The organism is Paraglaciecola algarum, from assembly GCF_021532655.1.
In the GTDB taxonomy this organism is placed as follows: domain Bacteria; phylum Pseudomonadota; class Gammaproteobacteria; order Enterobacterales; family Alteromonadaceae; genus Paraglaciecola; species Paraglaciecola algarum.
Genome location: NZ_JAKGAS010000008.1, coordinates 74,236 through 93,945, shown reverse-complemented (window position 1 = coordinate 93,945; position 19,710 = coordinate 74,236). Strand labels below are relative to the sequence as shown.

The following is a 19,710-nucleotide window of genomic DNA, read 5'->3' as shown; positions in this document are numbered from 1 at the left end:
TAACCTTTATGTTGGTTAGCCAACTAAGTCGGTGAGTTAATCGTATTTGTTAAAGTGCTTTTCGGCGTATTTTTGATATTTAGAAAAGTCTTTACCTTCAGCCCATTTGCCAACATTTTGTTTAAACTGTTGCATTTCGGCTTCGGTTAGTACTTGAGCTAGTTCATTTTCTTTTTTTTCAAGAAAAATTGGTATTTGTTCGAATTGCCCACTCATGGCCAAATCTTTTATTTGTTTATAGGAGTGCAGAATTTCTAAGGTTTTAGCTTGGCGCGTTTCATCTAACTCTAAATTAGCAATAAACTTTTGCGCACCGTATTGGTGGTTAACATGACCAGAGGCATATACTAGCCCGCATAAGCCAGATACCACTAAACCAACTAATAATAATTTTTTCATCATTTCATCCTCATTTGTAAGTGATGTTTATTCCCCTGCGAACACCTTTGCTTGGGAACACGACTAGATTGCTACAAAATTAGGGAAGCAAAATGTTCGAAATGTGAAAGAAATGTGTAAGTATAAAAATGTTCTGGACGGTTTAGGGGATGGCCGCTTTACAGTTGGTATGAAATCTCTAGGTGAATATCATTCAAGGGGGGTCGTACTTGTATCCACTACCGTAAACCGAGCGGATCAGTTCTATATCATCTTTCGCTGAATTTAGTTTCTTACGCAGTTTTTTGATGTGACTGTCTACCGTGCGATCACCTACCACTCGGTAATCTTGGTACAAGTTATCCAGAATATATTGGCGCGAAAAAATTCGTCCTGGATTGGCATGCAGTAGGGCAAATAGTTTGAATTCTATGCTGGTTAATTCAATAGACTGACCAAAAACCATTACCTCTAAACTCTGTTCATTTAAGATCACTGCTGACTCAGAAGTAGCAATAGGTGTATGGATATGTTGATTTTGACTTCGTCGCAAAACGGCTTTGACTCTGGCTACCATTTCTCTGGGACTAAAAGGTTTACAAATATAGTCGTCGGCTCCCAGCTCTAAGCCCAGCAGGCGGTCGATTTCTTCTACTTTCGCCGTCATCATTATAATAGGCGTATTATTACGAGCCTGTTGATTTTTGCATATTTGTAAACCATCCATGCCCGGTAACATTAAGTCTAATAAAATTAAATCAGGTTGATGACTGGAAAGCCATGTGTCTGCTGTGTCACCACGCTGAAACTGAATACATTGGTAGCCATGGTTTATGAGGTAATCTTCTACCAGTAATGCTAAATCTTGTTCGTCTTCAATTATACAAATTAACTGTGAGTCTGTCATAAGCGGCCTATTGTGCTTTTTGGGGGAGGGTCACTCGAATACAAATGCCCCCTAAAGGTGAATCTTCGGCACAAATGGTACCTTGGTGAGCGGCGACTATATTTTTACAAATTGCTAAACCTAACCCTGCCCCGCCGGTTGCGCGATTACGGGAGTTTTCTAGGCGATGCAATCTTTCAAATATCTTTTCTCGTTGGCTTATATCAACACTAGGCGCACTGTCTCGCACTAATATTATGACCTGTTCAAACCTTGTTATTAATTCGACTTCTATACGGCCACCTGAGTCCGTATATCGAATGGCGTTTTCGATGAGATTAGTGAGTAACTGTTCCAAACGTTTACCATCACCATGCAGGTTAATTGGCAGCGTTTTAGGTAGTTGAGTGACTAAGCTTAAGTTTGATTCTTGTGCTTGAGTTTGAAATTGCTCAACACATGATTGGATCAGTTCGTCGATGGACAAGCGTTGTTTGTGGTAACTCAATGCCCCTATGTCTGACAAGGTAAGTTCAAAAAGGTCATCAACTAAAGTATTCAGCCCCTCTACTTTTTGTGCCAGTAAGCTTAAGCCATTTTTATCTAGCGGGCGAATACCATCTTGCATGGCTTCAATTTGTGCTTTTAATACCGCCACTGGGGTGCGCATCTCGTGAGATATGTCGGCTATCCAATTGGCCCTTGATTGCTCGTTGGCTTCTAAGGTTTGAGCAAGTTTATTGAAATTATCTCCAAGTTGGGCAATTTCATCGTGACTGTTTATCTTAATACGTTGCTGATAATCGCCTGAAGCGAGCGCTTCAGTATGTTTAGACAAGGCTATGATTGGCCGGCTAATTCGACGGGTAAGTATGGTGGCTACACCAATGGAAATAAACAACACAACTAGGCTAATAATGCCAAAAAACGTCAATTGCTGGGCCATAAAACGTCGGTCTGACTCGCGCTCTACTACCTCTGGTTTAACAAAACCAATAAAGGCTACAACTGCATTATTATCCACTAAAGGGATCCAACTAATGGTTTTCTCTGGTTTTATAATGCCCATTAATAGGTTTTTGTCAGCATCGAACAAACTGATGCTGGTGACAAATTCACGATAATAATTCTGTGTCAGTTGGACCTGCTGTTGGCTTTCATTAGGGGGAGATACAGAGCGGTGACTATCTGAAAATATAATGGATTTTACGTCTAACCAACGTTTAGGATCTTGTACCAGTTCACTAAATGAACCCTCAGATCTATAGATGTTGAGTAAAGCACCTTGCATCACATCTAGTCGTTGTATTGCTTGTACCGAGGTGTAATCTAAAAAGCCCCGTTTAAGACTATTGTGTAGCAATAAATACATAGTCAGTACGGTTAAGGTTAATGTACAGAAAAAAGCTAACCACAGTTTTCCACCAACATTAATACGCATAAATAACGCTCTGAACAAAATATGTGGCAGGTATCTTAGTGGTTTAGTGATTACTTGAACAGTATTTGAAACCATAACCAAACTGGTTTCATATTGTTTTCACAATTTGTAAGAAAAAAGCTTAGGCATATTTTTTGTATAAAAAAAGCAAAAGGGATGGCCCTTTTGCTCTTTAGTTAATACCTGTTAGTACAGTGATTAATTGTTATTTTATAAATAACATTTCTTGATATTTAGCTAGTGGCCATAAGTCATCAGACACAATTAGCTCTAGTGCATCAGCATGGGTACGCACTTCTAACATAAGTGGGCATAATACTTTAGCGCAGTGATCCATGTGGGCTTCTTCACTATCAAACTCTTCAATATCAATAGCTGCTTGAAGTTTAGTTACTGCAGCCATCATAGCGTCAGTTTCAGCCACTACAGTGTCGATACTGTTGTGGCTAATGCTAATATTAAGTTTACTAAGGTTAGTTGCTGCACTGGCTAAACTATCTAAATATTGAATGGTAGCTGGGTAAATTCGAGTGCTGGCCATGCCTACAACTAATTTAGCTTCTACTTCAATAGATAACACATATTGTTCTGCGTAAACTTCAAAACGACTGGCTAATTCAGCTGGAGATAACACGCCCGTTGATTTAAATAACTCAACAACAGAAGGATCTTTGAAGGCTGGTAATGCGTCAGCCGTAGTTGGAATATTTTTTAAGCCACGCTCTTCAACAGCCGCTCTATGCCATTCGCTTGAATAGCCGTCACCGCCAAAGATAACGTTTCCATGTTCTTCCATTAACTCTTGTAAAACAGTGATAACAGCTGCAGTTTTGTCTTCACCTTTCGCTAATACTACTTCTAGTTTTTCTGCAATCCAGTTTAGAGAATCCGCTAACATAGTATTCATCGCTACTAAAGGTCCAGATACAGATTGTGATGAACCTACAGCTCTGAACTCAAAACGGTTTCCTGTAAAGGCAAACGGAGAAGTTCGGTTACGATCACCTGGGTCTCGTTCAAATTGAAGAATTTGGGAAAGACCTAAATCCATCAATCCACCTTTGGCTTTTTCTAGTAACTTGCCTTCTTTAATATCATTAAACACACTTTCAAGTTGTGTACCTAAATAAACAGACAAAATAGCCGGAGGCGCTTCGTTTGCCCCTAAGCGATGGTCATTCGCTGCTGATGCGATTACCGCTCTTAAAAGTGGACCAAATTTATGTACGCCTCGGATCACCGCACCACAGAATAATAAGAAATTAAGGTTATCGTGAGGTGTGCTACCTGGATCAAGTAAGTTACCTTGAGTTGAGTTGCCTACTGACCAGTTTACATGTTTACCTGAACCGTTTACGCCGGCAAAAGGTTTTTCATGTAATAAGCATAAGAAACCATGTTCTTTGGCTGTACTTTTCATTAAGGTCATCATCATTTGTTGATGATCAGCAGCAACGTTAGCGGCCTCAAAGTATGGTGCAATTTCAAATTGCCCCGGCGCAACTTCATTGTGGTGAGTTTTGGCAGGAATACCTAAGCGATATAATTTATCTTCAAAGTCTTGCATGAACACTTGAACCCGGGCAGGAATAGCACCGAAGTAGTGGTCATCAAATTGTTGCCCTTTGGCTGGCGCTGCGCCAAACAAGGTGCGACCGGCCAAAACTAAGTCTGGGCGAGCATTTGCAAAATGTTCATCTACTAAGAAATATTCTTGTTCTGCACCACAGCTAGAATTAAGTGTGGCTATCTCGGTTTCACCCATCAAGCTTAATACTTTTTGAGCAGCTTTATCCATAGCTTTGTTAGAACGCAATAATGGGATTTTTTTATCCAGGGCTTCACCTGTCCAAGACATAAATACACTTGGGATCATTAAGGTGGCGCCGTTGTCTGTATGCATGACATAAGCTGGGCTGGACGGATCCCAAGCGGTATAACCACGAGCGGCGTTGGTCATACGTAAACTACCATTCGGGAATGATGATCCGTCTGGCTCACCCTTGATTAATAAGCTACCGGTAAATTCGGTGATAGCTCCACCGTCTGAATTAGTTACAATGAAACCATCATGTTTTTCAGCCGTGATGTTGGTCATTGGGTAGAAAATGTGTGAGAAAAATTTAGCGCCTTTTTCCATCGCCCAATCTTTCATGGCGGCAGCGACCACATCAGCTGTAGCTGTGTCCAATGGTGAACCTGTTTGCACTGTTTTTTTCATGGCTTTGAAGGCATTTTTTGACAAGGCTTCTTCCATGGCAGCTAGACTAAATACATCTGTTGCCCATATTTTTTTCAATGGGTCTGTTGGCCCGCACTTTTTTGGTGCGCGCTTGGTGATTTCATTAATGGCAGTTTTACGATAGTTTAATCCAGACATAGTTCTTCCTAAGCTTTAAATCTAAAGGGATGAAAGGATTTGTCAGGGGTAAATTGACAAATCAAATCAGGTTAATTGGTATTACTTAAGTGCTATACAAGCATCAATTAAGCCAATCTTATAAAGTGAAACAATGAAAGTTGAGTGTAGATAATTGCAATATAATGTAAAAGTACATGGGCAGCAAAACAATAACGCTAAGGTTCTGATTTATGTGCTTTGCTCAGTATTTTATTGGATTGGTATAATTGGAAGTTTGGGTTAATACCGTTCACTTTAAGTAAACGGCATTAGCCCAAATGGTTACTTTGTATTTGAGGGTGCTTACAATAATTGATTTAAGGTGTAATACACTTTAGTCACAGATGGTTTGTCTTGATTGCTGTTTTGTAAATTCGAAAAATCCACCACAACCACTTTGTCGGCAGTTAAATCTAATTCGATCTCAGCTGACTTTTTATCTTTAGACAAAGTTACGTTTTTCACTTTTAAATCTTTAATATTGTGTTTGTCAGATCCATACCTGTTGGTGTAATTGTAATTGTACTCGTGAGCCTTAAAGTGTTTAGCCAGCACGGTTTTGTCATTTAAAGCTTCGGTAAAAGATAGTTTGAATCCTTTTTTAGTCAGTTTCATATCTAACAATTCAAATGGCATTTCTCCATTCCACACCACTTTTTGTAAACCAAAAGGTTTGTTGCCTTTTGCCCCCCAACCTCTGGCTGTTTGGCCCACCCACAACTGACCTTGGGTATCAAAATCTAGGCGGATATTGCCACTTTGAAAGCCATCGATAAAGTTAATTACGGCACCTTGGTATTTACCATTTACTTTGTCTAACATTACGCGGAAAACATTAGATTGGGTTTGGTCACCAATAAAAATTTGATTTTCAAAAGGGCCAAATTTACCTTTGGTGACATCCCATTCAGGGTTACCAGGCGAGTTGGCCACTTCAATATGCGGGATCCACACCACTGGTTTTTCACGCATGTCGTCAAACAATTTGAAATTTGACTTATTTTTACGCACTTTATTCAAGCCAAAATTTGGGTCGTCTCGCAAAGGTACTGGATGCCCATAAAACTTACCCTCTTCGAGTAGGTGCAACTTAGAGGTTTCAACCCAATCACCTTGGTTATCAGTGAAAAACAATTCGTTTTCTGGGCTGATACCTAAACCTGCAGGAGATCGCAAGCCAGAAGCAAAAGGAGTAAATTTGCCATTATTAGACACTTTATATGCCCAGCCTCGGTAACCACCACCGCTATCCATCGCGCCAAGTGCAAGAGCATCGGGCACACCATGACCTAAATTTAAGGTGCCGTAATAATTACCGGCTTTATCTTTAACAGGCGCAAAGTTAAATTCGTGGTAATTATCATGAAATTCCCAACCATCGGCTATTCGAATGTAATCATCTGCCACACCATCTTTATTGAGATCGACTAGACGGGTTAATTCGGGTTTTTGCCCGACCAGTATACTGCCATCGTCCTCACACATAAGACCGGTAGGCTCGTGTAACCCGTCGGCGAACTTACTCCAAGTGTCATTTTTATAGGCCCAAACATCGCCAAAACGTGTGGCAACATAAACATGACCCTGTTTATTGGTATCTAGTCCAGTGGCATGAAAACGCACGTCTTTAGGTGTTTCTATGGTTTGAATTGAATAACCTTTTGGAATATAAGTCGTTTTTGCATCTGCAACATTGATTAGGCCAGCTAGCATCAAACTACAAGTCAAAATAGATTGTTTGAATTTCATTATTTGCTTTCCTTCAAGGTTAAGGTGATTGCATAAGATTGGCCTACCTTGGCTTGAGTACTAAATTGATTACTCTGGATACTGCCATCTTGGCTACTAAAAGTAGCATTAGCTAAAGTGGGTAAAGTTAAGGCTAATGTAGAGCTTTTGCCCGTCAGCAAGGTGTAGATAAAAGTTAAGGACTGACTACTTTCAGGTTTAACTTGAACAGAATATTGGTTGTCATATAGCGCATATTCAAAAATAGGGTTGCCTTGGCGATTATATTTATTAAATACACAGTTGTTTGCATGGTGAGTGATAGCTTGTGGCGAATGGAATAACCACTCTCCCAATATCACCCCACCGTCTCTGCCTCTACCTTCAATGTTCGGGCCGATATTGAGCAAATCGCCGGTCCAAATACCGTTAATCGAACAATTTTTAGTGTTAAATGCATAATTGATTTTTTCTGGGAAACCCACTGCAACAGATGATGTAGGTAAGTTAACGATTTTTTTACGCACCACTTGAGGTTGAGATTCTGCTTTGATGTTTACCGTAGCTTTATTTAAAAATTGTTTACCGCCGGTACTGATTCCAAATAGTTTTTGAGTTAAGGCCTGGTCAGCCACAAAAAAGTTAAAGTTTTTATTGTGGTCTTGTCTTGTACCAACCGTTGAATAACGAATTTTAAAATGTTGTTTACCTGCTTTAAGTGGCCAAGCCACTCTTAACCATTCTTGTTGAGATGGCTGTACTAGTTTTCCGTCTATTTCTACCTCGAATAATTCCTTGTAGACCATGGCAAAAATTTGTCCGGCATGTTCTTTAGGGGTATTTAAATCACCTTCGAATTCAATGATGTAATTTTTTACTTCGGGCAGCGTAAAGTCGATTATATTGTTTGGCACTTTGCCTGATTTTTGAGCTTTGAGATCCTTTAGTATGGAAAAGTCAGCAGGAGCATCTTCTTCTAAATGGTAAATTTTGTAGGTGAGGTTTTCGAACCCTTGGCGCTTGGACAGTATGTAATCAACAATACTTTTTAGTTGCTGTTCGGAATAAACGGCCTCAAAACCTGGCATACCCGCTTGACCAAAGCCTTTTTTAATATTGGCTAAAATTTCACTAGGTTTGTCACCATGCACCCAGGTTTCATCTTTTAAATTAAATCCTGCGCCGCCAGACAGGTCTTTACCATGACAAGCTGCACAAGTTGTTTCGTACAATGCTTGACCTTCTGATTGAGCTGAGTGTGCTAAAGGGCTGTGTAGTGTGAAGCTAAACAGCGCGCCTAGACTAATTTTTACTATTTTGTGGTTTAACAAATTCAAAGTATTTCCTTTATTATTAGCTTGGTAACAATATTCCAGGCAAAATTTAACCAATTATGATCTTATTTTCACTAAATTTAACAGTTTAAAAAATAACTGTTTTTATTGTTGAAGTTATTTTATTTGTTTTGCGCTTTTTTCAATTAGGTTTTAGATATCTGCCTGTCTTATTTACCACCAATAATGGTATTACTAATAAATAATGGTGTTTTATAGTTTGCTGAATAACATAGTAAAGTGTGTATATTGTGTATGATGCTAATAACTTGCATATAGGAATTCCCCGTTTAGAAAAATGAATAAATTAGCCACCCTAGGTCCCAGAGGGACTTACTCTGAGTCGGCTTCGTTGAAATATATTGACGCGAGTAACTCTCCCCATGAAATCGAATATTTTGGTTCCATTAAAAAAGTACTAAATTCAGTAGGACAAAGCAGTGATGTTGCTGTTTTGCCGATTGAAAATTTGTCTGAAGGTTTTGTGTCTTTAGTACTTGATCATTTGATTGAAAGTGAACTCACAATCGTGTCTGAAATATTATTGCCCATTCAATTCTCCTTCGTCAGTAATACCGCTGATTTGAGTTCAATAGATAAACTATTTGTGCAGTTTGTCGCTAAAGGGCAATGTTCTGACTATATTGACGCATTGGCTAACGTTGAAATTATCACCACTCAAAGCAATATCGAATCTTTGAATTGTGTGATAGAAGATGCTGGCAATAGTGCGGCCATCGTGCCGTCAACATCATTTGAGTCAAAGCGTTTTCGTCATGTGGTTGAAAATGTAAATGACTACAAAAATAATCAAACCCGATTTTTAGCTTTATCAAAAGAGAGTAGGGCACTTGATCCGAGCTCCAATGTAAATTGGAAAACGAGTCTGGTGGTGTTTGATGATCGCGATAGGCCTGGGTTATTAGCAGAAGTGTTAACGTCTTTTGCTTCAAGAAACGTCAATTTAACCTCAATTATTTCTAGGCCAACCAAAATTGAATTTGGCCAATATAACTTTTTGATTGATGTGCAAGGACACTTTGCCGAGTTAGCGGTAGCTGAGGCAATTACCGAAATTAATAAAATAGCCAAAGTGAAAAATATGGGATCTTACCCAGCGGCAAAAATACATTTAAAAGTAGTTGAAGACACCCTTTAACGTTTTATTGGGTAGTTAACATTAAGCCCAACATGCCTAAAACAAATCCAAATACGGCGCCCATAGGTGGCGCCCAATGTTTTTCTAGTTTTACTTGTGGGGCTACATCTTGAAAAATTGCATATAAAATTCCACCAGAAGCGAACAACATAACCGCGGCGATAATTTGTGGCGATTCAGCTAACCACAAAAAACCTATCACAGCTGCTACTGGACCAAGCAAAGCCATCAGTAAAAATATAATGATGATTTTACTGGTCTTATAAACATGAGATGAGTTTAATTCCAGATAGGCGCTGAATCCTTCCGGTAAATTTTGTAGCGCTATTAATGCTGCGAGTAAATAGGCGTGGTTATTACCTGTAGCAAATGCGGCTCCTAGTGCGATAGATTCAGGAATAAAGTCAGAGAGCATTGCAGCCAATTGACTGGCTGGGGTATTGATTTTATTAAGGAAAATATCTAACCCCATAAAACACAATCCACCTACAACAAGCCAAGCACATGCGAAGAGAGGGGCCAGATTGGCGATACCCTCTGGCACTAAAACTAAGGCTACGGCAGATAAGAGTGCACCACCACCAAATGCGGTGACCATATGCCTAAACTCTTGTTCAAACCACTCGCTTTGAAATTTTTCAAATCGGGCAATCACCGCACCTAATGGCATAGCTAAACCCGCTAAAAGAGTAGTAGTAACAACCGTCAGTAAAAGTGGCATAGTGTTATCCTTGAGTTAAAACGTTATTTAGTTGTGCACTTTTCTAGCATTTATTCTACGTTAAATAACTTTACTCTAGAACGAGTATATCTGTACTTATTTGTCTTGCCTAAATGCTGTTTGGCAATCTAGCTTAACAGGCGAATATTGAGCTTTCTCCTATAATTCGTTTGATCATTTGTGATCGAACTAACTATGTTTTGTGGAGAAACGAAATGGAAAATCCAAACAAACTATTATTAATCATTAGTATTTTGACTTTGCTAGCTGTTGGTTTTTCATACATTAATTTAAAAGATACTATCGAAGATCAAGATACTGAGGAATTTCAAGCTGCGCCAACTACCTCAGTCACAATTTCTGGAGTAGGTGGGAATGTTACTAGGGTTGTAGGGGGGGGAAACTGTAGCCCTACTTCTCCTCAAGTTAAGGCTGAAGCCAGTATTGTTGGAGGAGTTAATGGAAACCAAATTGAAGTTAAAGCCAAATGTTCTTTGGGAGGGACAACTGCTGTGGCTACATCAATAGATATTGGTGGACCAGCTGTGTTCAACTCAGGCATTGGTAATCCGGGTAATGGTAAGGCTAATTGCACCCCAAATTACACGCCTGCCGCAGCGGGTGGTGTAGCATCTACTTGGACTGCGGTGTGTACATTTTAATGAATTAATACTGCAGGAATGTTAGCTTGGGGAGTTAGTTCCCCAAGCCCTTAGGTTGATAATTCAATCTCGCTTAATTCTGCAACATTTCCAACAAACTTTCGGCACTATGGTAGCCATTCATCATTTTTCCATCGGCAAAAAAAGTAGCTGGTGTACCTTGTAATCCAAGTTGTTTGGCTAATTCATATTGAGCCTTTACGGCTGTATTGTCGCAATTTTTCAGTGTGCTTTGGTTATTGTGGTACATAAGGTCCATACTTTTTTGTCGGTTTTCACTGCACCAAACAGATGCTATTTTAGAAAATGACGGTGAGTCAATCCCTGCTCTTGGAAAAGCCAAATAAACCACCTCAACGCCTAGTGCATTTAGCTTAGGTATCTCTTTATGTAATTTGGCACAATAGGGGCAATCAACATCAGTAAATATTTTTAACTGATATTTTTGGGCGGTTGTGGCTGGATAAACAATCGTGTCATGGGAAGGCACTTGTTGGATCTTTTTAATATGTGCCAGTGATTGTTTTATTTGCACAACATCTGTGGCTTTACCATTGGCTACTTGGAACATTTTTCCAGTCAGGATAAATTGCCCATCTTCAGAGGTATAGAATGCTTGGTCAGCGCCTACACTTACCTGATAAATGCCATTTACTGGTGTGGATTCTATACGGGTGATTTGTAAGCCAGCAGGCCCATTTTTCAGTCCGTTAATGATGTTAGCTTGGATTTGTGGTGGAACTTCCTGACTAAAAACCTTTAGGCTGGCTAAGAAAAACAAGATTAAACAGCTAAAAACAACAGTTTTGATAATATGTCACTCGAAAGGTTACTCAGGCTATGAATCGATACTTTAGCGACTGGGGAATATATGTCTATACGTAAAAACACTTATCTACTGCATTTTTAGGAAATAGCCTATTAATTCATATTTAAATTACCTTTTATATATGTAATTTATTTTTCAATCATTAATTCTTCTTGTTACAGTTGATCTTATTCTATAAAAAGCAGCCGAAGTGAAAGGCTCACACATTTTTCCACATGATAGAGGGTAGAGATTTGATTAATAAATCGATTGTTTTTTTCAAAACAAGCATAAGTGTATTGGTGTTATTAGGATTAGTGAGCTGCAGCGACACATCACAAATACCCCCAAAAGCAAAAGATACCTCTGTGAAGGATACCAAACCAAACATAGTGATTTTTTATGTAGATGACTTAGGGTATGGCGACCTGAGTAGTTATGGCATGACAGCTACCCAAACACCGAATGTTGATGCGTTAGCAAAAGAGGGGATTCGTTTTACTGATGCCCATAGCTCGGCCGCTACTTGCACACCGTCTCGTTATTCTTTGCTAACAGGACAGTTTGCTTTTAGAAATGATGCCGCCATTCTACCCGGTGACGCGCCTCTAATTATTGACCATACTAAACCTACGCTGCCAAAAATGTTGAAAAAAGCAGGTTATAAAACGGCGGTAGTGGGCAAGTGGCACTTAGGTTTAGGGGATGGTTTTGTAGATTGGAACAAAGACGTTAAACCTGGTCCGTTGGAGTTAGGTTTTGATTACAGCTTTTTAATGCCAGCTACAGGCGACCGTGTACCTACTGTGTATCTGGAAAACCATAAAGTGGTTAATTTAGACCCAAATGACCCTATCACCATAAGTTACGAAAAACGTATTGGTGACAGGCCAGTAGGCACTGAAAGCCCAGCGTTACTTAAACAAACAGCCGATTTACAACATAGTAGAACAATCATAAATGGTATTTCACGTATTGGTTGGATGGCTGGGGGGAAAGCCGCTGAATGGGTGGATGAAGATTTCCCCCATGTGTTTACCGACAAAGCCAAAGACTTTATCAAAGACAGCAAAGATGCACCTTTTATGTTGTTCTTTCCGTTTCATGATATCCATGTACCCCGTGTGCCAAACCAAATGTTCGCGGGTAAATCAGGTATGGGCCCGCGTGGTGATGCAATTTTGCAAATGGATTGGATGACAGGTCAAATTGTTGATGAATTGAAAAAACAAGGTGTTTACGACAATACTATTATCTTGTATTCCAGTGACAACGGTCCAGTTATGGATGATGGATACGCTGACCAAGCAGAAGAATTAAAAGGAGAGCATGATCCAGCTGGTGGGTTCCGTGGTGGAAAATACAGTGCCTATGAAGCCGGTACTCGTGTTCCTATGATAGTGACTTATCCAAATGGTATGAAAAATAAAGGTGATAGTGATGCATTAATTAGCCATATCGATTTTTATAAATCATTGGCAACTTTAACCGGTGCACCCCTTGAGCAAGGTGAAGCCATCGATAGTCTGGATGTATTACCAGCATTATTAGATAACACTGTGGATGCACGTGAGGAGATGTTAGAGGAGTCGTTTACTTTGTCATTACGCAGTGGAAAATGGAAATATGTAGCACCTTTTAACGGCACAACACCAGGCTGGTTAGCTAATAAAACCGCCATCGAAAACGGTTTAAGGGCAGAGCCACAATTATTTGATTTGTCCCAAGATGTAACAGAACAAATCAATGTAGCAGCCCGGTATCCAGATGTTGTGGCCAAGTTACATGCACGAATTCAAGCTATTAAGGCTAAAAAATAGTAACTTTAAAAGAGGGGGTATTTGTAATGAATAACGTCCATTTTTTATCGCTTCTGTTACACTTATAAGTATAAATAAATTTTTAGAACTATTTAATGAACAGTGTCCCGGCCTCTTGGAATTGCCCTACATGTCATAACGTATTGGTATTAGAAACCAATACTTGGCGTTGTAAAAATAATCATAGTTTTGATTTGGCCAAAGAAGGGTATGTAAACCTATTATTGGCTCATCAAAAAAATAGCAAAGAACCGGGTGACAATAAAGCTATGGTGAATGCTAGGCGTGCCTTTTTAGAACAAGGCCATTATTTACCTTTGGCCGAAACAGTCGCACGAATATTTGCTGAGTATGTTGAGTCGTTAGAAGATAAATCCGAGTTGGCATTTTTTGATGCAGGTTGTGGTGAAGGGTATTATTCGAATGTTGTTAGTAAGCATATACAAACCTTAGAGCACGTATGTCGGTTTAGTGGCATCGATATTTCAAAAAATGCGGTGTTAAAAGCCGCTAAAAAATATCCAGACAGTTTTTTTGCAGTCGCCAGTACTTATCAATTACCCGTTGCCACCCATAGCCAAGATGCTGTACTACAAATATTCGCCCCTAGTAGCGAGCATGAAATTCGTCGAGTATTAAAATCGACTGGAGTCTGGATCACAGTCAATCCTGCAAGTAATCATTTACAAGAAATGAAACAAGCTTTGTATGACACGCCCACTGAAAATAAAGATCACTCAGACATACCAGAAGGATTTGAACTCACCAAACACCAAAATGTCAGTTTTACAGTGCCATTGACTACCGAAGCAGTAAGAGAAAGTTTGCTAATGATGACACCTTATTACTGGACTGCCACACCAGACAAAAAGCAGTTCTTGATTGAAAGCTTAGAATTAGTCACTACAGATTTTGATATTAGGGTTTATCAGAGCTTTGGAAATTAGCGACTTCTTCTGAGATTGGTATTACTCCACCAAAGAAATTACTTTTTAGTTTTATCTCCCACCCATCTTTTTTGTTGAAAAGTATAGATTTACCTGTGCAATTATTTCATAACTAATAATAAATACATTTCTTAATAAGAGTGATTATCATTTGTGTGTATGTTTTAATATGCATAATTTAATTTTAAAGATTTAACTTACCGGATACTTTTGATGAAACACTTTTGTAAACCTAGTTTATTAAGCCTTATTGTTGCTAGCATATTGTCGCCAATTGCCTTGGCAAATAATGAAGATACTTCTGTTGTGGAACACATTTCGATTTTTGGGGCTAATCAATCGTTAAATGATATTCCTGGTAGTGCTCACGTTCTTTCGCAACAGGCGTTAGAAATCTTTGATTATTCAGACATTATGCGAACATTAACCTCTGTGCCTGGTGTTTATGTGTTGGAAGAAGACGGTTATGGTTTGCGTCCCAATATTGGTATGCGAGGTACAGGTCAGAACCGAAGTGAAAAAGTCACCATAATGGAAGATAACGTATTGGCGGCTCCTGCACCTTACGCAGCGCCTTCTGCCTATTATTTTCCGACCTCGGGCCGCATGCAACAAGTGGAAGTGTTAAAAGGTACTTCAAGCGCTGTTTATGGGCCTCGGACCACGGGTGGTGTGGTGAATTTGTTGTCTCGTCAGATCCCACAGGAAGCCTTAGCTGGTCGTGTAGCAGTGCAAGCAGGGCAAGATGGCTTTGCCAAATTGCATGCTTATGTTGGCACTAACAGCCAAAATTTTGGCTCATTATTTGAACTGTACCGATATCAGGCTGATGGATTTAAACATATCAATCACAGTAATAATGATACGGGTTTTGTAAAAAATGATTTGTTAGGAAAATTACGTTTTAACTCAGATGTGGGCTCTAATTTTTATCAAGAGCTTGAATTAAAAGTAAAATATTCGGATGAAGATTCAGATGAAACTTATATGGGGTTAACTGAAGACGATTATAACCGTTCTCCATATAGTCGTTACTCTGCTTCGCAAAAAGACAATATGGCTACTGAGCATTCTCAAGTTCAAATCAATCATTTAATAGAGTTAAACAAGCGTTTTGCTTTGGTGAGCAATTTTTATCACAATGATTTTAGCCGAAACTGGTATAAAACGAGCAGTGTTAATGGCAGCAGTTTAGGTGCTGGTGGTATTGAAATAGCTGCTGATTTTGATCAACAAAGTGATTCCGTAGGTTTAATTGTTGATGTAAAAGCGAATAGTCGAGATTATTTATCCCAAGGTATACAAACTGTTTTAAATGCTGATTTAAATGAGCATCAGGTTAAATTTGGCTTACGTTTACATAAAGATGAAATGGATCGTTTTCAGTGGGTGGATAAATATTTATTGGATGCTAGTTATCAGATGACCTTGTCTTCAGCTGGTGTACCTGGAACTGACTCAAATAGGATTGACAGTGCTGAGGCCTTAGCTTTGTTTGTGCATGACCAATGGGCAGTAGGGGACTTTGTAATTAACGCTGGATTGCGTTATGAAGATATGGTGCTCGACCGCCGTGACTGGGGGAAAGAAGATCCCAGCCGTATAACTACACCAAGTTATAAAGAAAACAAAGTAGATGTTTTTCTTCCATCTTTAGCTGTGACTTATCGATTAACCCAGGATATGGTTTTGTTGGCAGGTGTTCAAAAAGGCTTTGCACCTCCAGCGCCAGGTAATGCAAGTGCTACAAATGAAGAAAGTATGAATTTTGAGTTGGGTGCCAGATATGCCCATAATCAGTTTCGAGCTGAAGCTATTGTTTTCCAATCTGATTATGAAAACATGCATGGTAACTGCACAGCTAGCCAAAATTGCGATGATGAAAATATTGGAGACCAATACAATGCGGGTGAGGTAGATGTTTCTGGTTTAGAGCTTAAAGCGGGCTATATAGTGAATTTGGGTGAGATATCTATGCCTTTAGATTTTACTTACACATATACACAAACCGAGTTTATGAACACCTTTGAATCAGATTTTTGGGGGGATGTGCAAGCTGGTGATGAATTCCCCTATGTACCTGAAAATCAATTTCAATTTACCCTTGGCTTAGAGCAAGGAAAATGGCACTCAAATATACTAGTTCGTTATTCCAGTGAAATGCGCACAAGAGCGGGTAATGGTGTGGCTTTAGAGCCGATAAAATCTCGAACTATAGTCGATTTAGTTGCTGGTTATCACCTTGCAGAAAATCAACAAATAAGTTTTTCCATTGATAATTTGCTTGATGAAAAATACATGAGTTCAAGAGTGCATGGTTCAATTATGGTAGGTAAACCTTTATCTGCGAATATAGGTTATAAGTACAGCTTCTAAGCTGTAATTAGTATTAAATAAGCCTGTTTATCTTTTTGTTAGCAAAGATAAATAGGCTTTTTTACAATCCTTATAAACAGAATTCGGTAAAAATATATTGAATCAAAGCAAGTTTAATTGTGGTTGTGCTTTTATATTTATTGCCGATTTTAGTGATAGCTTAATTGATGGTTTGGATTGTCTTGTATCGCGTTAGTGATGTCATTATTAGCTTCGGTAATTGCCTCTGAACAATGTTTAAAAAAGGCGACTTTGGTGGCGTATCCAACAGCACAGTTTATTGCGCATTGCATTTTATGTTTAAGTTTAACTAATAAGCGGTTGGCAGCTTCCACTTGACCTGTCATAGAATACGCGTGGGCTAACATGATAGCTGATGAGGTTAAACAAGTAGTGAGTTGTGGAGACTCTAGTCTGTTATCAAAAATAATTTCAGCGGTTTCAAAAGCTGTACCCAATAATATTATGGCCTCATCATATTGATTTTTTAGCAGTTTTTTTTCGGCTTGTTTGCTTAATTGCAATACATTGTCAAATGCTAGCTCAGGATTTTCATCAACCCATATTCTGTGTTTAATACAAATATATTGATATTCAATCATAAATTCCTCCTTTTAATTAGATTGTTAATAGTTGTAGTGTGATGAGTTTTGGCTTTTGTTGGACTTTGAGTTAGCTGCTTACAAATAAAGTAGTGATACAGAGTGTTGATTTGAATGGTTTTTTTGTCATATTCATCACGGCTTAACATTTCAAATAATAGCGGCATTAAACGTTTGATATATAAAAAGCAGTGCTCACGCCAAACAAGTGGGATGTTGCTATCACACATTGTTTCTATCAGTGTATTAACCACACGCATGTGGGCAGTTCGAACACTGTTTAATTGTTTTAAACTTTTGGCTCTTTGCAATCCTAGGTGCACATAGCTACCGATAAGATCGAGATCGTTTGCTTGGTTATCGCAATACCGGACTGTGGATTCTATAGCTGAAAATGTAAAACAATAATAATGAGACATGATTTTCTCTATTCAAATTTCGTTAATGAGAATGATTTTCATTTACATTATTTTAGTTGGCACAAGGTGTCAAGAGAAAGTGTTAAATTTCTGTATGTTTTAGGCAGGCCGTGACAGTGAGTTTATCAACTGAGTTTATGTAACGAGTTTATCTTGTAAGCAATACGAGCGACTGGATTGCCGCTCATTACTGATATTTAAGGGGATTGGTCTTAATTGGAGGGCAGAGTGTAAGAACGCTTATTGGAGAAACGACTTAAGTGTTTAATACCTTGACTAAGCAGGTTGGTGTCTATCGGGCTAAACACTTCTTGATTGGTACTTAAGTCAAATATCTCTACATTGCCATTATTCATCACTTCAATTTTATGATTTTTATCCAATAAAAGTACTTTATTGCCTTGGGTACTTACCAAATACTTAGGGCTATCGGTTGCGATTAGGCTAGTGCCTGTACTGTAACTATTGGCTTTGGCTTGGCAGCCTAATAAATTAAGTGCGGTAGGTGCTATGTCTTCTTGGCTAGACATGCTTTTATTGGTCTTAAAATTAGTTAATAAAGTACTGCCTAAATCTTCCTGAGTATTTAAATCAGTGACTAACACTTTATATTCAGCCAAAACCTTAGGGGTTAACACGTCACTTAGTTGCTGGGCTTGAATAAAGCCGATAGCTAAGTTGTCACTCGTATTTTGGATGGATTGATTGAACTGTTGCCATCCAGTCATAAATCTTTGTAACTGAGTTTGGCTATTTTGTGGTGCATACAAAGATATGGTTAATCCCATTGAGTCTGGCAAGCTGATTAATATTGGTAGATGCGCTTGTAAAGCCTGATGATATAACTCAGGCAAACCATATAAAATAGTGTTTTCACCGTCAGCTTGGGTGGAATGAAATGCAAAATGACTCGATTGACTGGTAAGCCCACTAATTGAGTCTGCTAACTTGCCGTCAGTTACAGTTAGTATTAATACCTTTTCAGTTTTGTTAACTGCACAATAAACCGGCTCTGCTGGGTAGGTAATGCCTTTAACCTTGTGATTAAATTGCAAGGATTTACGTTGCTGATAGTTTTCTATATCTAACAAACTATAACGGGCCATTAAGGTTTTAGCTGTAGCTGGATATGACAACGGAAACATATTGTCTTGCTGCACTATGGGCTGATATAGGTTAGCGTCGGCCCACACATGTAAGGTATGACTTGCTACAAAAAAGCCAACAAAAACACTGCTAATGGGTAATCCTAATTTACGCTTTTGTAGTCTGTTAATGCGTTGCCATAAAACGTTTGCCACAACTAACTGAAACGATAACCAAGCCAAAAATAAAAACACCAAAAAACCCCATTGTTGCCAACCAAATTGGGCTATAACGGTTTGCGCTTCATGGCGAATCAACTCTGCTGAGTTAAGACTAAGATGTACGCCATATTTGTTATATAACAAGGCATCAAAACCCAAAAGAGCCAATCCTAAGGCTGCAAAGACTGAACTGGTAATTTTAACTGCTTTGGCGTTTGGTAATAAATAACACAGAGGCAAAACCAAGATCACAAAGCCAAAAAAGGTTAAAAAGCCAATATGACTGACCCAGTTAGTCAATAGGTACACCATACCTAAGGCTGTATCTGGGGCTGGAGAATTAAGAATATAAATTCCGGCTATGGTAATCGCGATAAAAATATTGAGTAATGCGAACCAGTGTCCCCAATTAACTAATTGAGTCACTAATTTTCTGCGTGGTGTTTCAGTTAAAATCATTGAGCGCAATAGCCTTTAATTTTTTTATTTTCCATTGATACTTTTTAATAGCACTTGTGTAAACTGTTCGGCCATTTGTTCGCGTTGGTTTTCATTCACTTGTTGATGAAAAATATTAGTGATTAAGTTACCTAGTACCATAAGAGATAAGTCTCGGTTTACTTGGTGTTTTTCAAGAGTGACAATAAAGTCGTGCATGATGGCGTCAAATTGACTGTCTGAATATTTGGATTTTTGTGGCATGGCGTTAAGCTCTAAAGTT

The 19,710-nt window shown here is 38.8% G+C and carries 16 protein-coding genes; 5 read left to right on the top strand and 11 right to left on the bottom strand.

From position 1 onward, the window contains the following. Positions 1–36: 36 nt before the first annotated feature. From L0668_RS14810 to L0668_RS14785, 6 genes are all read right to left on the bottom strand, one after another. Positions 37–399: a hypothetical protein gene (locus L0668_RS14810; protein WP_235313490.1), complete on the bottom strand. Its 363-nt coding sequence runs from the start codon at positions 397–399 to the stop codon at positions 37–39. A 193-nt stretch (positions 400–592) separates the two neighbouring features. Next, a complete protein-coding gene (locus tag L0668_RS14805) occupies positions 593–1,285 on the bottom strand; it encodes a response regulator (protein WP_235313489.1) in 693 nt (230 codons plus the stop codon). A 7-nt stretch (positions 1,286–1,292) separates the two neighbouring features. After that, entirely contained in the window at positions 1,293–2,705 is a 1,413-nt protein-coding gene (locus L0668_RS14800; protein ID WP_235313488.1) for an ATP-binding protein, read from the bottom strand. 205 nt (positions 2,706–2,910) lie between these two features. Then, positions 2,911–5,085: a glutamine synthetase III family protein gene (locus tag L0668_RS14795; RefSeq protein WP_235313487.1), complete on the bottom strand. Its 2,175-nt coding sequence runs from the start codon at positions 5,083–5,085 to the stop codon at positions 2,911–2,913. A 324-nt stretch (positions 5,086–5,409) separates the two neighbouring features. After that, the gene (locus L0668_RS14790; RefSeq protein ID WP_235313486.1) at positions 5,410–6,855 is read right to left on the bottom strand and encodes a DUF7133 domain-containing protein; all 1,446 of its coding nucleotides are present in this window, start codon (positions 6,853–6,855) and stop codon (positions 5,410–5,412) included. Further along, positions 6,855–8,171 carry a c-type cytochrome gene (locus L0668_RS14785; protein WP_235313485.1) on the bottom strand — a complete coding sequence of 439 codons (1,317 nt, stop codon included), beginning with the start codon at positions 8,169–8,171 and terminating at the stop codon, positions 6,855–6,857. Before L0668_RS14785 ends, L0668_RS14790 begins: the two co-directional genes overlap by 1 nt. 295 nt (positions 8,172–8,466) lie before the next feature. Here L0668_RS14785 and L0668_RS14780 point away from each other — a divergent pair, with 295 nt between their 5' ends. Further along, positions 8,467–9,327, top strand: a complete 861-nt coding sequence (locus L0668_RS14780) for a prephenate dehydratase (protein WP_235313484.1) — start codon at positions 8,467–8,469, stop codon at positions 9,325–9,327. A gap of 4 nt (positions 9,328–9,331) precedes the next feature. On the opposite strand, the gene L0668_RS14775 is transcribed toward L0668_RS14780, so the two are convergent. Further along, positions 9,332–10,048 carry a ZIP family metal transporter gene (locus tag L0668_RS14775; RefSeq protein WP_235313483.1) on the bottom strand — a complete coding sequence of 239 codons (717 nt, stop codon included), beginning with the start codon at positions 10,046–10,048 and terminating at the stop codon, positions 9,332–9,334. A 215-nt stretch (positions 10,049–10,263) separates the two neighbouring features. Between L0668_RS14775 and L0668_RS14770 the strand changes: the two genes are divergently transcribed. Further along, entirely contained in the window at positions 10,264–10,710 is a 447-nt protein-coding gene (locus tag L0668_RS14770; protein WP_235313482.1) for a hypothetical protein, read from the top strand. Positions 10,711–10,783: 73 nt separating this feature from the next. Here the strand turns inward: L0668_RS14770 and L0668_RS14765 are convergent, their stop codons facing one another. Then, on the bottom strand, positions 10,784–11,491 hold the full coding sequence (locus L0668_RS14765) for a DsbC family protein (protein ID WP_235313481.1): 708 nt from the start codon (positions 11,489–11,491) through the stop codon (positions 10,784–10,786). A gap of 263 nt (positions 11,492–11,754) precedes the next feature. On the opposite strand from L0668_RS14765, the gene L0668_RS14760 reads away from it, so the two are divergent. The 3 genes from L0668_RS14760 to L0668_RS14750 all read left to right on the top strand — a co-directional run bounded on the left by L0668_RS14760 (position 11,755) and on the right by L0668_RS14750 (position 16,661). Next, entirely contained in the window at positions 11,755–13,338 is a 1,584-nt protein-coding gene (locus tag L0668_RS14760) for a sulfatase family protein (protein ID WP_370659906.1), read from the top strand. A gap of 95 nt (positions 13,339–13,433) precedes the next feature. Continuing rightward, positions 13,434–14,285 carry a putative RNA methyltransferase gene (locus L0668_RS14755; protein ID WP_235313479.1) on the top strand — a complete coding sequence of 284 codons (852 nt, stop codon included), beginning with the start codon at positions 13,434–13,436 and terminating at the stop codon, positions 14,283–14,285. Positions 14,286–14,498: 213 nt separating this feature from the next. Then, entirely contained in the window at positions 14,499–16,661 is a 2,163-nt protein-coding gene (locus L0668_RS14750; RefSeq protein ID WP_235313478.1) for a TonB-dependent receptor family protein, read from the top strand. A 149-nt stretch (positions 16,662–16,810) separates the two neighbouring features. Here the strand turns inward: L0668_RS14750 and L0668_RS14745 are convergent, their stop codons facing one another. From L0668_RS14745 to L0668_RS14735, 3 genes are all read right to left on the bottom strand, one after another. Then, complete coding sequence (locus L0668_RS14745; protein ID WP_235313477.1) at positions 16,811–17,263, bottom strand: hypothetical protein; 453 nt, start codon at positions 17,261–17,263, stop codon at positions 16,811–16,813. A 631-nt stretch (positions 17,264–17,894) separates the two neighbouring features. Next, on the bottom strand, positions 17,895–19,448 hold the full coding sequence (locus L0668_RS14740) for a DUF3413 domain-containing protein (RefSeq protein WP_235313476.1): 1,554 nt from the start codon (positions 19,446–19,448) through the stop codon (positions 17,895–17,897). A 24-nt stretch (positions 19,449–19,472) separates the two neighbouring features. Beyond that, entirely contained in the window at positions 19,473–19,691 is a 219-nt protein-coding gene (locus tag L0668_RS14735; protein WP_235313475.1) for a YejL family protein, read from the bottom strand. Positions 19,692–19,710 lie beyond the last annotated feature (19 nt).